The 14,750-nt window shown below is 39.1% G+C and carries 12 protein-coding genes and 3 tRNA genes; 9 read left to right on the top strand and 6 right to left on the bottom strand.

The window, feature by feature from the left end; all coding sequences use genetic code 11:
• Window positions 1-12 precede the first annotated feature (12 nt).
• A complete protein-coding gene (yhbY, locus tag I7H67_RS16390) occupies window positions 13-336 on the bottom strand; it encodes a ribosome assembly RNA-binding protein YhbY (RefSeq protein ID WP_004790462.1) in 324 nt (107 codons plus the stop codon).
• Between the two features lie 199 nt (window positions 337-535).
• Between yhbY and rlmE the strand changes: the two genes are divergently transcribed.
• The 4 genes from rlmE to I7H67_RS16370 all read left to right on the top strand — a co-directional run bounded on the left by rlmE (window position 536) and on the right by I7H67_RS16370 (window position 4,650).
• Window positions 536-1,186 (top strand): 23S rRNA (uridine(2552)-2'-O)-methyltransferase RlmE, encoded by a 651-nt coding sequence (gene rlmE / locus I7H67_RS16385; RefSeq protein WP_004790464.1) that lies wholly within the window; start codon window positions 536-538, stop codon window positions 1,184-1,186.
• A gap of 133 nt (window positions 1,187-1,319) precedes the next feature.
• A complete protein-coding gene (gene ftsH / locus I7H67_RS16380) occupies window positions 1,320-3,215 on the top strand; it encodes an ATP-dependent zinc metalloprotease FtsH (RefSeq protein ID WP_034591375.1) in 1,896 nt (631 codons plus the stop codon).
• Between the two features lie 135 nt (window positions 3,216-3,350).
• The gene (gene folP, locus I7H67_RS16375) at window positions 3,351-4,202 is read left to right on the top strand and encodes a dihydropteroate synthase (RefSeq protein WP_198308330.1); all 852 of its coding nucleotides are present in this window, start codon (window positions 3,351-3,353) and stop codon (window positions 4,200-4,202) included.
• Between the two features lie 133 nt (window positions 4,203-4,335).
• On the top strand, window positions 4,336-4,650 hold the full coding sequence (locus tag I7H67_RS16370) for a DUF5713 family protein (protein ID WP_005307931.1): 315 nt from the start codon (window positions 4,336-4,338) through the stop codon (window positions 4,648-4,650).
• A gap of 419 nt (window positions 4,651-5,069) precedes the next feature.
• Here I7H67_RS16370 and I7H67_RS16365 read toward each other — a convergent pair.
• Window positions 5,070-5,155, bottom strand: a tRNA-Leu gene (locus I7H67_RS16365).
• 196 nt (window positions 5,156-5,351) lie between these two features.
• Here I7H67_RS16365 and I7H67_RS16360 point away from each other — a divergent pair.
• Window positions 5,352-7,115: an alkaline phosphatase D family protein gene (locus I7H67_RS16360; protein ID WP_198308329.1), complete on the top strand. Its 1,764-nt coding sequence runs from the start codon at window positions 5,352-5,354 to the stop codon at window positions 7,113-7,115.
• A 103-nt stretch (window positions 7,116-7,218) separates the two neighbouring features.
• Here I7H67_RS16360 and I7H67_RS16355 read toward each other — a convergent pair.
• Together I7H67_RS16355 and I7H67_RS16350 are read right to left on the bottom strand one after the other, a co-directional pair.
• A tRNA-Leu gene (locus I7H67_RS16355) sits at window positions 7,219-7,304 on the bottom strand.
• An 11-nt stretch (window positions 7,305-7,315) separates the two neighbouring features.
• Window positions 7,316-7,389, bottom strand: a tRNA-Cys gene (locus I7H67_RS16350).
• Window positions 7,390-7,541: 152 nt separating this feature from the next.
• On the opposite strand from I7H67_RS16350, the gene folD reads away from it, so the two are divergent.
• Window positions 7,542-8,390: a bifunctional methylenetetrahydrofolate dehydrogenase/methenyltetrahydrofolate cyclohydrolase FolD gene (gene folD, locus I7H67_RS16345; RefSeq protein ID WP_151989323.1), complete on the top strand. Its 849-nt coding sequence runs from the start codon at window positions 7,542-7,544 to the stop codon at window positions 8,388-8,390.
• Window positions 8,391-8,630: 240 nt separating this feature from the next.
• Entirely contained in the window at window positions 8,631-9,299 is a 669-nt protein-coding gene (locus I7H67_RS16340; protein ID WP_005307923.1) for a class I SAM-dependent methyltransferase, read from the top strand.
• 21 nt (window positions 9,300-9,320) lie between these two features.
• Here I7H67_RS16340 and I7H67_RS16335 read toward each other — a convergent pair whose 3' ends face one another.
• Both I7H67_RS16335 and I7H67_RS16330 read right to left on the bottom strand, forming a co-directional pair.
• Window positions 9,321-9,743, bottom strand: a complete 423-nt coding sequence (locus tag I7H67_RS16335; RefSeq protein WP_005307920.1) for a hypothetical protein — start codon at window positions 9,741-9,743, stop codon at window positions 9,321-9,323.
• A gap of 116 nt (window positions 9,744-9,859) precedes the next feature.
• A complete protein-coding gene (locus tag I7H67_RS16330; protein WP_081325782.1) occupies window positions 9,860-11,191 on the bottom strand; it encodes an MFS transporter in 1,332 nt (443 codons plus the stop codon).
• A 372-nt stretch (window positions 11,192-11,563) separates the two neighbouring features.
• On the opposite strand from I7H67_RS16330, the gene glpK reads away from it, so the two are divergent.
• Entirely contained in the window at window positions 11,564-13,072 is a 1,509-nt protein-coding gene (gene glpK / locus I7H67_RS16325; protein WP_198308328.1) for a glycerol kinase GlpK, read from the top strand.
• 153 nt (window positions 13,073-13,225) lie between these two features.
• The gene (glpD, locus tag I7H67_RS16320) at window positions 13,226-14,743 is read left to right on the top strand and encodes a glycerol-3-phosphate dehydrogenase (protein ID WP_198308327.1); all 1,518 of its coding nucleotides are present in this window, start codon (window positions 13,226-13,228) and stop codon (window positions 14,741-14,743) included.
• Window positions 14,744-14,750 lie beyond the last annotated feature (7 nt).

Raw genomic sequence — 14,750 nt, 5'->3', positions numbered from 1 at the left:
TGTCAAATTAAATTAGTTTGCTAAGTGAGCGTGACGAACAAGATTAGACAAATGCTGGTTTTGTTTAGCTGCTTTTTTGTAAAGCAAAACAATTTTACCAATTTTTTGCACAGCTTCTGCACCAGTTGCTTCTACAATTGCTTCAATTGTTGCAGTACGCGCTTCACGATCTTCACCAGCAATCTTAACTTTAATAAGTTCATGGTCGTTTAAAGCACGAAGCGTTTCTTCGATTACCGCGTCTGTTAAGCCTTGTCCACCAATCATGACAACCGGATTAAGCACATGACCAATTTGACGTAAACGTTTACGTTCATGGATAGATAAAGCGGCCATTAAAAATACCTGATTTTAAAAACGGCTTAGTATAGCAAAAAACTTAAATCCAGATGTACGAAAAACTGTATAAATAATCGATCAACATTATTGGAAAAAAACTGTAAAACTTAGTGAGATTACGCTACATCCGTACTGTAATGAGAGTAATTTTCACGTACAATGAACGATCAGAAGTTTTTTTGATATTTAGTGAGTTATGGCAACACGCATTACAAACCAGAAATTGTCGAAAAGTAGTCGTGCGTGGATGAGAGAACATCTAGACGATCCTTTTGTTAAAAAAGCTCAAAAGGAAGGGTATCGTGCTCGAGCGGCCTATAAACTTCTTGAAATTCAAGAAAAATATAAGCTGATCAAGCCAGGCATGACGGTAGTAGATTTAGGCGCGGCTCCTGGTAGTTGGTCTCAAATCGCTGGGAAACTTGTTGGTAGCAAAGGTTTAGTGATTGCTTCCGATATTTTGCCTATGGATGCTTTGCCTGATGTCACTTTCTTACAAGGCGACTTTAGAGAAGAAGATGTATTTGAAAAATTGTTAAATATTTTAAATGGGCGACAAGTAGACATTGTAATTTCTGATATGGCCCCCAATACATCTGGTAATAGGGCTGTTGATCAACCTAGACAGATTTACTTATGTGAACTGGCTTTAGATTTTGCTCAAAAGGTTCTTGGTCCTAATGGACAACTTGTGGTTAAAGTGTTCCAAGGTGCAGGATTTGATGAGTTTCGTAAACAAGTAGTTGATAGTTTTGATGTGTTAAAAACAGTAAAACCAGCAGCTTCTCGTGCACGATCTAAAGAAGTTTTTTTGGTTGGACAAGGGCGTAAGAAAGCATTGCAATAAAGTTTACTTGCCAAGCTCCTAAAAATTGTGCATTTTGTACTTTTAGGTTATCCGCAAGCAATACAGTTGCTGCTTTTATGACGATCGGCCAAGATTGGGCATGATCAAATTAGATCGATATGGGAATAAAGCTTTGAGCGATTACTTCAAGAATGCCGTATTGTGGCTAATAATACTTGGTGTTCTGATTTTAATTTTCAGTAATATCAGTGACCGCAACAAGCCTACTGCGATGAAATATTCAGATTTCGTTGCAGCGGTGAATAGTGGCCAAATTAAGCAAGTCACAATTGACGGTTTAAATATTAATGGTGAAAAAACTAACGGATCACAGTTTGAAACTGTTCGTCCGCAAGTTGAAGACACTGAGCTTATGCCAAGCTTAAATAAACAAAATGTTGTTGTTGAGGGAACAGCTCCACAACGTCAAGGCATTTTGATGCAACTTCTCATTGCTAGTTTCCCTGTACTGTTAATCATTTTGTTATTCATGTTCTTTATGCGTAACATGGGTGGTGGTGCAGGCGGAAAGAATGGACCGATGAGTTTTGGTAAATCGAAGGCAAAAATGCTTTCTGAAGACCAGATCAAAGTCAATTTTTCTGACGTCGCCGGCTGTGATGAAGCAAAACAAGAAGTTGTTGAAATTGTTGATTTCTTAAAAGACCCTGCAAAATTCAAACGTTTGGGCGCGACTATTCCTCGTGGCGTACTTATGGTTGGTCCTCCGGGTACTGGTAAAACATTATTAGCTAAAGCAATTGCTGGTGAAGCGAAGGTTCCTTTCTTCAGTATTTCAGGTTCTGACTTTGTAGAAATGTTCGTGGGTGTGGGTGCGTCCCGTGTCCGTGATATGTTTGAGCAAGCGAAGCGTCACGCGCCATGTATCATCTTTATCGATGAGATTGATGCAGTTGGTCGTCACCGTGGTTCGGGTACAGGTGGTGGTCATGATGAGCGTGAACAAACCTTAAACCAGATGCTTGTGGAAATGGATGGTTTTGAAGGTAATGAAGGTGTAATCGTTATTGCTGCAACTAACCGTGTTGATGTGCTTGATAAAGCATTATTACGTCCAGGTCGTTTTGACCGTCAAGTAATGGTTGGTTTACCGGATATTCGTGGTCGTGAGCAAATTCTGAATGTACATTTGAAAAAATTACCTTCAGTTACAGGTGTGGACATGAAAGTGTTAGCACGTGGTACGCCAGGTTTCTCTGGTGCACAGTTGGCTAACCTTGTTAACGAAGCTGCATTATTTGCTGCACGCCGTAATAAGAATACGGTCGACATGCATGACTTTGAAGATGCAAAAGACAAAATCTACATGGGTCCAGAGCGTAAGTCGATGGTTCTACGTGAAGAAGAGCGTCGTGCAACTGCTTATCATGAAGCTGGTCATGCAATTGTTGCAGAGATTTTGCCTGGTACAGATCCTGTTCATAAAGTAACGATCATGCCACGTGGTTGGGCTTTGGGTGTAACTTGGCAGTTACCTGAACAAGACCAGATTAGCCATTATAAAGACAAGATGCTAAATGAAATTGCGATTTTGTTTGGTGGTCGTATTGCTGAGGAAGTGTTTATCCAACAGCAATCTACTGGTGCTTCAAACGACTTTGAGCGAGCTACCAAAATGGCGCGTGCAATGGTTACTAAGTACGGTATGTCTGACAAAATGGGCGTAATGGTTTACGAAGATGAAAACCAAAATGGTTTCTTTGGAAATGTAGGAAGCCGTACGATTTCTGAAGCAACTCAACAGTTAGTTGATGAAGAAGTGCGTCGTATTCTTGATGAGCAATATAAAGTTGCACGTAATATCTTAGAAGGTAATAAAGATATTGCCCATGCAATGGTAAAAGCTTTGATGGAATGGGAAACCATTGATCGTGATCAAATTCGTGACATTATGGAAGGCCGTGAGCCACAACCACCTAAGGTGTATGTTGCTGAAAATCCAGTGGCTGCATTTGAACCACCAAAAGATGGTCCATCTACACCACCACCATTACCAGCAATGAACTAAATGAGTTAAGCAAAAGAGCCACAGTCATGTGGCTCTTTTTTTATGCATGTATTTCAAACAAAGCCGAAAAGAAATCAGCAGTATATTGATCAGAGACTTGTTAAAATGTTGCCGAATTTTAAATTGGAGTTTGTCATGCAATTAATGCCTTTACCTCAGCAAATTCTACAATGTGGGCAGCTTCAGTTGGATTTATCACAGCCTCATGTTATGGGGATTTTAAATGTCACCCCAGACTCTTTTAGTGATGGCGGAAAACATAATCAAGTAGATCAAGCTATTGCTCATGCGCTAATCATGATAGAGCAGGGCGCTACCATTATTGATATTGGTGGGGAATCTACTCGTCCGGGGGCATCTGAGGTAAGTGTGGAAGAAGAAATTAGAAGAGTTGTACCTGTAGTTGCAGCTTTAGCTAAACATGATGTGATTCTATCAATTGATACGAGTCAGCCAGATGTTATCCGTGCAGCAAAAGAAGCGGGTGCTCATATTTGGAATGATGTACGTGCGCTTACTCGACCAAATGCTTTAAAAACGGCAGTAGAGTTGGATATCCCTGTGGTGATCATGCATATGCGTGGTGAGCCAACCACAATGAATCAGCTAGATCAATATACGAATGTGACACTGGACGTGATGCAAGAGCTTCAGCAGCGTGTGGAAGAGGCTTTAACTGCGGGTGTAAAAAAACAGAATATTATTATTGATCCTGGGTTTGGTTTTGCAAAAAATGCGCAGCAAAATTTAAGATTGTTAAATGAATTCTGGAAGCTTAGTGAAATGGGTTATCCAATTTTATCTGGCCTTTCTCGTAAACGTTTTATTGGCGAAGCTTTACACGGCGTAGCTGCAGATCAGCGTGCGGTAGGAAGCGTTACGGGGCATTTGCTTAGTATTCAGCAAGGAGCATCAATTGTTCGTGCACATGATGTAAAAGCTATGCATGATGCAATTCTTGTTTGGAAAGCGATGAAGCAAGCTTAAAAAAATAGGCTTTTATAATCAGACTATGATTGATTAATTTCATGGGTTAGATGATTGAGTCAGGGAAAATTGTCGTTATTGTTTTGAAAATATGTTATAAGCGGCAGGTTTCTGCTGCTGTGTAAACTTTTGTATGTTCGAAGACTTACTTCTCCCAATGTTTGATGATGAGTATTATCCAGATATTTTAGTCGCTGAACTCAAGCAGTTAATTGAACAATTTGCCAAAAAAGTTCAGAAGCCTGCTTTAGCTGATCAGGATATTTATCGATATGCTCATCAAACTGTAATTGAAATCAATGAAATGAAGCCTCAGTTCGAAGATCTAGATTCTTCCTTGGATGATAGTGCTGCTGACTATATTGCTGAAGCAATGATGATGGTGGCACAGGATGCAGGATATTTAGACCTTGAAATGGAAGAGCTGGTGATGAATCGAGAGTGGTGATTACTCTCGATTCTCAATACCTTCAAATGCATCTAATAAATGGCAAGATGCTTTTAAATGAATTTCATCTATTTGCTTAATTTAAAAACTCAAACACCATATCTCTTGAGAGTCGGCGTCTGCTAATAAATTGACCCAATAAGTTTCTATTTTTCGTTCTAATGCTTTGAATTTATTTATTATCTTTTTAGATGTTTTTAATTAAATAATCATCTTTGGTGATAGAGTAACCTGAAAAATACTAATGGTTATCTCTGAAATAAACAGTGCTAGAAAAAAGATCTGTAGCATGAACCTTTGTTAAGAGAAGGATGCTAAATAGAAGTAATAATATTCTTATCATACAATTCATTTTAATTAGGCATAAAAAAACCAGCTTACGCTGGATTCTTTGTAGCACCAAATTCAATATTTGAAAATGGTGCCCGGGGCCGGACTCGAACCGGCACGCTTTGTGGGCGGGGGATTTTAAATCCCCTGTGTCTACCTATTTCACCACCCGGGCATGTGCGCAATAATAGAGGACAAGTGCACGATTGGCAAGAGAAAATCAGAGAGTTTGCTTTATTTTCAATCAGTTCTTGTTAGTATTTATATAAATTAACCAATTTATGTCATGATTTGTTCATTAAACTGAGATCAGTTGTTCATCTTATCTACTTAACTTTAAGACACTCATTGCTTAAAACTTAGGTAATTTTATGTCAGAGAAAATTTCACGCCGAGAATTAATTCAAAAAAGTCTGTTCGGTTTTGGGGCGCTATCTTTGCCGGTAGCTTTTACGGGTTGTAATGATGGTTCCGATGAAGAAAGTTCGGAGGCACAAGCAGATTTTTTACATGGAGTTGCGAGTGGCGACCCTTTGCAGGATAAAGTAATTTTATGGACGCGTTTAACACCGGTAGATCTTAGTGCGCGCCTTAAGGTTACTTGGGAAGTTGCTACCGATGACCAGTTTAAGCTGAATTTAAAGACTGGTGTGGTTCAAACGACTAAGACAGATGATTTCACCGTGAAAGTAGATGCAACAGGTCTACAGGCGGATACCATTTATTATTACCGTTTCCATTTTGGTAATAAAACTTCACCTGTTGGTCAAACTAAAACTTTGCCTGTAAGTACCAATAAGGTCAGCTTTGCGGTATGTTCTTGTTCTAACTATCCTGCGGGTTACTTCTACGTTTATCGTGAAATAGCAAAACAGAGTGTGGATGTAGTCATCCATTTGGGAGATTACATTTATGAATATAGCTCTGATGGATATGCGACAGAAGATGCCGAAAAATTGGGCCGTACTTTGCCATCTGATAATAATAAAGAAATTATTAAATTAGATGATTATCGCAAACGTTATGCGCTATATCGTCAGGATAAAGACTTGCAGGCAGTTCATCAACGTCATCCTTTCATTGTAATTTGGGATGACCATGAGTTAGCAAATGATACTTGGCGTGATGGTGCGGAAAACCATCAAGATAATGAAGGATCTTTTTCTGATCGTAAGTTAGCTGCTCTACAGGCTTATTTTGAATGGATGCCAATTCGCCCTGTTTCTAACACAGATCATCTAAATATTTATCGTCAGTTTAATTTTGGATCACTTGTACAGCTAACAATGCTAGATACACGCATTATTGCGCGAGATAAACAGCTTGAATATAAGGACTATATGACAGCTTCTGGTTTAGATGCTCAAAAATTTCAGGCTGATTTAACAGATTCAAAGCGTACTTTAATGGGGTATACGCAAAGAGATTGGTTGGTTGATAAATTAAAGCAATCGACGGCAACATGGAATGTGATTGGTCAGCAAGTCTTAATGAGTAAAATGTGGATTCCTGCTGAATTATTGGTTTCTCTGGGACAAATTACTTCAGGTGGAACTTCGTCAGATGCGTTAGCTAAAATGAATGCGCAAATTACAGAATTAGTCACATTGAAATTACGATTAGAGCAGGGTGATCCAACTTTAACTATTCAAGAAAAAGCGCGAGTCACAACTTTAGTTCCATATAATCTCGATGCTTGGGATGGGTACTATGCTGAGCGGGAGTTTGTGTATGATAAATTGGCAGAGTTTAATAAGAAAATTATTGTTTTGGCTGGCGATACCCATAATGCATGGACATCTTACCTGTATAGCCAAAAAGGAAAGTATGTCGGTGTTGAACTGGCGACAAGTTCGGTTTCTTCACCGGGTCTTGAAAAATATTTAAGTATTCCTTTGGCTCAGTTGCAAAAGTTTGAATTTGCCTTTACTACACTTATCGATGAATTGACGTATTGCAATTTAAATCAGCGGGGCTACCTGGTGGTTACACTCGATGATACGCAAGTGCAATCGGATTGGATTTTTGTGGATTCAATTAAAAATGCAGAATATAAAGTAGATTCAAGTCGACACTATCAATTAGTGTTAGATGCGAATTTAACGCCTGAACAAGATAAGCAAAAAACTGCTTAAATATATGGCTGGGAAAGGGGTACTAATAAGTATCCTTTTTTTTTGGCATAAAAAAACCAGCTTACGCTGGGTTTTTTATTGCACCAATTTCTATACTAGAAAATGGTGCCCGGGGCCGGACTCGAACCGGCACGCTTTGTGGGCGGGGGATTTTAAATCCCCTGTGTCTACCTATTTCACCACCCGGGCTTTACCAAATTTGGAGGCGGAGGTCGGAATCGAACCGGCGTCCACGGAGTTGCAGTCCGCTGCATGACCACTCTGCCACCCCGCCTACATTTGGTGATGCACATATTAGCAACCTTTAGAAAAAAAACAATACTGTTTTGAGATAAGATGAACATAAAAGCAACATCTAGAATAAATTTGTCCAAATAATCATGTATTATTGGCACATTAAATTCATGTCTACCTTGGAGATGTGCTGTGGCATTGGTTTTAGACGGTCGTGCATTAGCAAAGCAAATTGAAGAAAATTTGTCAGTACGTGTTGAAGCTTTAAAAGCTAAAACAGGTCGTACCCCAATTTTAGCGACTATTTTGGTTGGGGATGATGGCGCATCTGCAACTTATGTACGCATGAAAGGAAATGCTTGCCGTCGAGTAGGCATGGATTCTTTAAAAATTGAGTTATCACAAGAAACTACAACAGAACAATTATTAGCTGAAATCGAAAAGCTAAATGCTAATCCAGATGTTCACGGTATTCTTCTACAACATCCCGTTCCTGCACAAATTGATGAGCGTGCATGTTTCGATGCAATCTCATTAGCTAAAGATGTTGATGGTGTAACTTGTCTTGGTTTTGGCCGTATGGCTATGGGCGAAGCTGCATATGGTTCAGCAACTCCTGCGGGGATTATGACCATTTTACAAGAAAACAATATCGAAATTGCTGGTAAACATGCGGTTGTGGTTGGTCGTTCAGCAATTTTAGGTAAACCAATGGCAATGATGCTATTGCAAGCGAATGCAACAGTAACGATTTGTCATTCACGTACTCAAAATTTACCTGAGCTTGTGAAACAAGCTGACATTATTGTTGGTGCTGTAGGTAAAGCTGAACTCATCCAAAAAGACTGGATTAAACAAGGTGCAGTAGTTGTTGATGCTGGTTTCCATCCACGTGATGGCGGTGGTGTAGGTGACATCCAGCTACAAGGTATTGAAGAAGTTGCTTCTGCTTACACGCCAGTACCAGGTGGTGTAGGTCCAATGACAATCACAACTTTGATTCGTCAAACTGTAGAAGCTGCTGAAAAAGCTTTAGGTTAATTTAATTTATTCACGACGGCGTCCTACTGTTTAGCGTAAATGTTAGGAGCACGTATGTTACTTTTCTTTCGGGATGAGTAGCGAAGCTACGCAAGACCAAAACGGTTGCTGTAATTAATACATTGGAATTGAACTAACGTATTTTTTAGTAACTAAACGCTATCATGTTATAAGCCGCTGTTTTAGTCTTGCTCGCAATGTGGTTAATCAAATAGTAATTATAAATTGTTGAGCTTATTTATGAGCTGCACCTTTCAATTTGCCAAAGCCCCTGAACATTTACTTCAAGCCTTGCATGAAGTGATTCCTCATTGTGAGTTGATGGTACAACAGTTACCAGAAACACCTATTTCCTTGTGGTTGATTCCACCCGTTTTCCCAACTGATCGCTTAGATGATGAAGTCATTCGCCGTATTTGGAATGACACGCCGTATTGGATCTTTTGTTGGGCATCTGGTCTGGCGATGGCTCAATGGATACTTGCAGAGCCGCATCATGTTAAAGATAAAGTGGTATTAGATTTTGGTGCGGGTTCAGGTGTGGTTGCTATTGCTGCGAAAATGGCTGGAGCAAAACGAGTAATCTGCTGTGACATTGATCAGGTTAGCTTAAATGCTTGCCGTGAAAATGCATTACTTAATGGTGTAGAGCTCGAATATTTGGACGATTTGTATAAAGCAGAGCAAGTTGATGTTTTATTGGCTGCTGATGTGTTGTATGACCAGTGCAACCGTTTCTTTTTAGATGAATTTTTGAAATTTGCACCAGAGGTCTGGGTCGCAGATAGTCGTGTTAAAAACTTTAGTCATCCAAAATATCAAAAAATTGATGAAAGAAGTGCATCCACATGGCCAGATCTTGATGAAGCTAAAGAATTTAGAAATGTAAGTTTTTATAAGACGCTGTAAAAGAACAGCGTCTTATTTAAATTATGAGCAAGTATAACGAACTACTTTTAATGTACTTGGACGTGCTTCAAGCGCTTGGCGAGTTGCATAGTCTTCGCCATTGTTTAAACTAGGCGTATTCGATAAACCAAATGAGGCACGAGTTTCACCCAATTGAACACCATAATGTTCTTGTTGAGCTGGGTTTGAAATCTCATTAATGCTTAAAACTGATAATTTATAAACTTTTTGAGCGCCTAATACATTTTGACAAGCACGTTGCAATTTACGTTCATCTAACTGCTGATTAGTGCGGCTAGCCAATGTGTAAGCTAAAGTTGCCGAAGTTTTTGTTTGGTTTTCAATCTGGTAGCCAGTTGAACCATTGTATTGTCGAGGGGTGGTCTGACAAGCGGTTAAAACAAACATACTGCTTAATGCCAAACATAAAATACTTCTATTCATCAGTATCATCCTTATATTCTTATCTCTAGTATCTCATAAAACACAGCGATTGTTGGGGCTTAATCGCACGATTTAAGCTAACATCGGTTGGCGATATTAGCTCTTTTGTTAAAATATTAATGTTCTTTAATTTTTGAATGATGCTTAGTATCTTTCATAAAAATATAAATAATAAGTGAAATGAAGATCATAATACTCACATAAATAAAGTACCAAGATTCATGTCCAGCTTCTTTAAAACTTAAAGCAAAGAACTCTGCTGTACCGCCAAATAATGTATTGGCAATCGCGTAGGGTAAAGCTACCCCTAAAGCGCGAATATGAGCAGGGAAAAGTTCGGCCTTCACTACAGCATTAATTGAAGTGTAGCCAGTCACCATCACTAGACCTCCAAAACATAACCAGAAAGCTGTCCAGTAGTTATGCGTGTTTGCGAGTGCATCAAATAAAATATATGTGAATAAAACACCCGTTATTCCGAAGAAAATCATAAGAGGTTTTCGACCGATTCGGTCTGACAAAGCACCCGCTAAAGGTTGTAAGCACATGAAAATAAATAGCGCTAACGTGGTAATTTGAGTGGCCTCGGGTTTTGTAAATCCGGATGTATTTACTAAATATTTTTGTAGGTAAGTGGTATAGGTATAAAAAGCTAAAGTTCCGCCAGCTGTTAAAAATAATACTGTAAAAGCTTCTTTAGGGTAGTGCTTGAATAAAGCAAACATGCCCGATTGTGGTTGGTCTTTTTCAGCTTGGGCATTTTTAAAAGATTGTGTTTCTAATAAACCACGACGAATACGGAACACAACGATGGCAAGTAAAGCGCCAATAAAGAATGGAATACGCCATCCCCAATCATGTAACTGTTGTTCGGTTAACACCATTTGTAATATTAAAAGAACACATAAAGCCGTTAGTTGTCCTGCAATTAAGGTGACATATTGAAAGCTCGAGAAAAAACCACGTCGATTTTTTTCGGCCATTTCACTTAAGTAAGTGGCACTAGCACCATATTCACCGCCTACGCTTAAGCCTTGAATTAAACGAGCGACAACTAATAAAAGAGGTGCAAATACACCAATACTTTCGTAACTTGGCGTCACAGCAATAAGAAGTGAGCCTACGCACATCAAAGTAACGGAAAGTGTGAGACCTGCTTTACGTCCTTTGCGGTCTGAATAGATTCCCATAATCCATGCACCGATTGGGCGCATTAAAAAACCTACAGCAAAAATTGCAGCCGCTTGAAGAAGTTGAGCTGTTTGACTTCCTTTTGGGAAAAATGCATGAGCAAAATAGAGCGTAAATGCGGCATATACGTACCAGTCGTACCATTCGACAAGGTTACCCGCGGAACCGCCCAAAATTGATTTTAGCCGGGTTTTTGTATCTAAATTAGAATGCGGAGTTGTTGCGGTAGAAGGTTGATCAACCATGAGTCGCTCCATGTTTCGCTTGGGTTGAATGCTAAAAAAGAGAAGTTTTATTCCGTTTTTACATATTATCCAGAGGAGTATTTCACTTTATTTTTTTTATGTCTGTAAAACAATGTTTATTATTTAAGCAAAGGAATAAGTTGAATATTCATCTGATTTCAAATTAGCCGATCAGCTCATTTTTATAGTCTTACTCCAATCTTTGACATACTATTTTTTCCAAGTAGTAAAAAGTGATAAAGAATGCGTAATGTTTAAGCCAAGAAAACCTATATCTCTTAAAAATAATGATATATTCCAAAGAAAATTTTAAATAAATACAGTTAGGCATGATGTCTTGGCATTATGGACTAGATGTGTGTGGATAATGAAAGGGACATTCAGATGTCAAATTGCCCGAAAAAATATATTGTTGCTTTTGATCAGGGAACAACAAGCTCAAGAGCAATTGTTTTAGATCATGATGCTAACGTTGTAAGTATTGCTCAAAAAGAATTTACTCAGATTTATCCGCAGCCAGGTTGGGTTGAGCATGATCCTATGGAAATTTGGGCCACACAAAGTGCTGTTTGGGTAGAAGCTCTAGCTCAAGCTGGCATCAAGAGTGAACAAGTTGCAGCAATTGGGATTACAAACCAGCGGGAAACCACAATTGTATGGGATAAGAAAACAGGCAAGCCGATTTACAACGCGATTGTTTGGCAAAGCCGGCAGACAACTGAAATATGTAATCAATTGCATAAAGCTGGTTGGCAAGAATATATTCGTAAAACAACTGGCTTAGTTATTGATCCTTATTTTTCTGCTACCAAAATAAAATGGATTTTGGACCATGTAGAAGGAAGCCGTGAACGTGCTGAGCGAGGAGAGTTATTGTTCGGTACGGTGGACACATGGTTAATCTGGAAATTAACCAATGGCGCAGTCCATGTCACCGATTTTACCAATGCTTCGCGAACCATGCTTTTTGATATTGAAAAGCTTGAATGGGATGAAAAACTTTTACAAGCTTTAGATATTCCTAGAGCAATGCTACCAGAGGTCCGTAGTTCATCTGAGGTTTATGGATACACACATACCATTAGCGGGCAAGAAGTGGGGATTCCGATTGCCGGTATAGCAGGGGATCAACAAGCTGCACTTTTCGGGCAAATGTGTGTAGAACCCGGACAAGCAAAAAATACCTATGGCACAGGCTGCTTTCTACTCATGAACACAGGTAAAAAGATTGTTCGTTCAGAGCATGGTTTACTGACGACGATTGCATGTGGTGCAAATGGTGAAGTGAACTATGCCTTAGAGGGTGCCGTGTTTAATGGTGGCTCTTGCGTACAGTGGCTTCGTGATGAGTTAAAAGTCATTAAGAACGCTAAAGACTCTGAGCTTTATGCAACACGTGTAAAAGACAGCAATGGTGTATATGTTGTACCTGCTTTTACAGGTTTAGGTGCTCCCTATTGGGACCCGACAGCGCGTGGGGCAATCTTTGGTCTCACTCGTGGAGCAAGTATAGAACATATTATTCGTGCAACTTTAGAGTCAATTGCTTATCAGACAAGAGATGTACTTGATGCGATGCAGCAAGATGCAGAAGAAGAACTTCGTACACTTAGAGTCGATGGTGGGGTAACGGAAAATAATTTCTTGATGCAATTTCAAGCCGATATTTTATCAACCCCAGTAGAACGCCCAATAATGAAAGAAACTACTGCTTTGGGTGCAGCTTTTCTTGCAGGATTGGCAACGGGTTTCTGGCAAGATCTTAATGAGTTAAGAAATAAGTCTGCGATAGAAAAAGTATTTGAACCCAAAATGTCTTCTGAGCAATCTGAAGTTATTTATAAAGGTTGGCTGAAGGCAGTTAAGCGTAGTCAAAGTTGGGCTGAGGATTAATTCGTTCTTTAACTGGTTAAATTCAATAGTAGGGTAATCAATTAACGGTAAATACTCGGTTATTTAAAATTGATTATTCTACTTTTTTGATTGTTGTTTCATCAATTTGATGTTTTAATTTTTATAAGATCAACAATAAAAAGAAAATGAGAAATGACAGTACAGCCTAATGATTATTCAAAAATATATGACATTGCCGTGATTGGTGGCGGTATTAATGGCGTCGGTATTGCTAATGATGCGGCAGGTCGTGGCTTATCGGTATTTTTATGTGAAAAAGATGATTTAGCTAGTCACACCTCATCTGCGAGCAGTAAATTAATTCACGGCGGTTTACGCTATTTAGAACATAAAGAATTTCGGTTGGTTAGAGAAGCTTTAGCAGAGCGTGAAGTCTTGTTGGCTAAAGCACCTCATATTATTAAACCAATGCGTTTTATTATGCCTCATCGGCCACATTTGCGTCCTGCGTGGTTAATTCGGGCAGGTCTATTTTTTTATGATCATTTAGGAAAACGAGAAAAATTATTAGGGTCAAATCTTATTTATTTCAAAGAAGATAGTCCCCTAAAACCAGCTATAACTCGTGGCTTTGAATATTCTGACTGTACTGTAGATGATGCACGTCTTGTTGTATTGAATGCGCTACAAGCTAAAGAGAAGGGTACCAAAGTTGTAACACGGACAAGATGTGTTAAGGCTTATAGACAACAAGAATTGTGGCATTTGGAACTACAAAGCGGGGCTGAGTCTTATCAAATACGAGCAAAAGCCTTAGTGAATGCAGCAGGCCCTTGGGTCGAAGAAATTATTAGTGAAAACCTACAATTAAAATCGCCATATCAAATTCGGCTGATACAAGGAAGTCATATTGTTGTGCCTAAACTCTATGATTGTCATAAAGCTTTTATCATGCAAAATGAAGACAGACGCATCGTATTTGCCATTCCTTATTTAGAACAATACACATTAATAGGTACGACAGATCAGGAATATTTGGATGATCCACAAAAGGTCGAGATTACCGATGTAGAAATAGATTATCTTTTAACAGTCACAAATTCACATTTTAAAAAGCAGCTCACCCGTACTGATATCATCAGTCAGTTTTCTGGAGTCCGAGCTTTATGTGATGATGAGTCAGATAATCCTTCTGCAGTTACACGTGACTATACTTTGGCATTGCAAGTTGAAGATAAAACAACTCCCTTGCTGTCCGTATTTGGTGGAAAGATTACAACTTATCGGAAATTAGCTGAATCGGCTCTGGAGCAACTTGGCCCGTTTTTTACAGATATGGGAGAGGAGTGGACTGCAAATGAAGTATTACCTGGGGCGGAGAATTGGACCACACTTGAAGATTTAGTTATAAAGATTCAAAACCAAGTTGCAGGGGTAACCGAGCAGCTCGCTACTCGTTGGGCAAATGCCTATGGCTCTAGGGTTTGGGGTATTTTGCATGAGCGAAAAGCTCTTGAGCAGTTAGGGCAACATTTTGGGCACGGTTTATTTGAATCTGAAGTTCAGTATTTATGTGAAAATGAATGGGCAAATACGGCAGAAGATATATTGTGGCGTAGAACTAAGTTAGGTTTGGCATTTGATGAAAAACAAGTAAAAAATTTGGAAAGCTATTTGACGGGACGTCGACAAAAAGATGATGCCGCATAATAAAAAA

It is taken from the genome of Acinetobacter sp. ACIN00229, assembly GCF_016106645.1.
Lineage (GTDB): Bacteria > Pseudomonadota > Gammaproteobacteria > Pseudomonadales > Moraxellaceae > Acinetobacter > Acinetobacter oleivorans.
The sequence above is the reverse complement of the archived record's forward strand: the minus strand, read 5'-3'. Positions and strand labels throughout refer to the sequence as shown.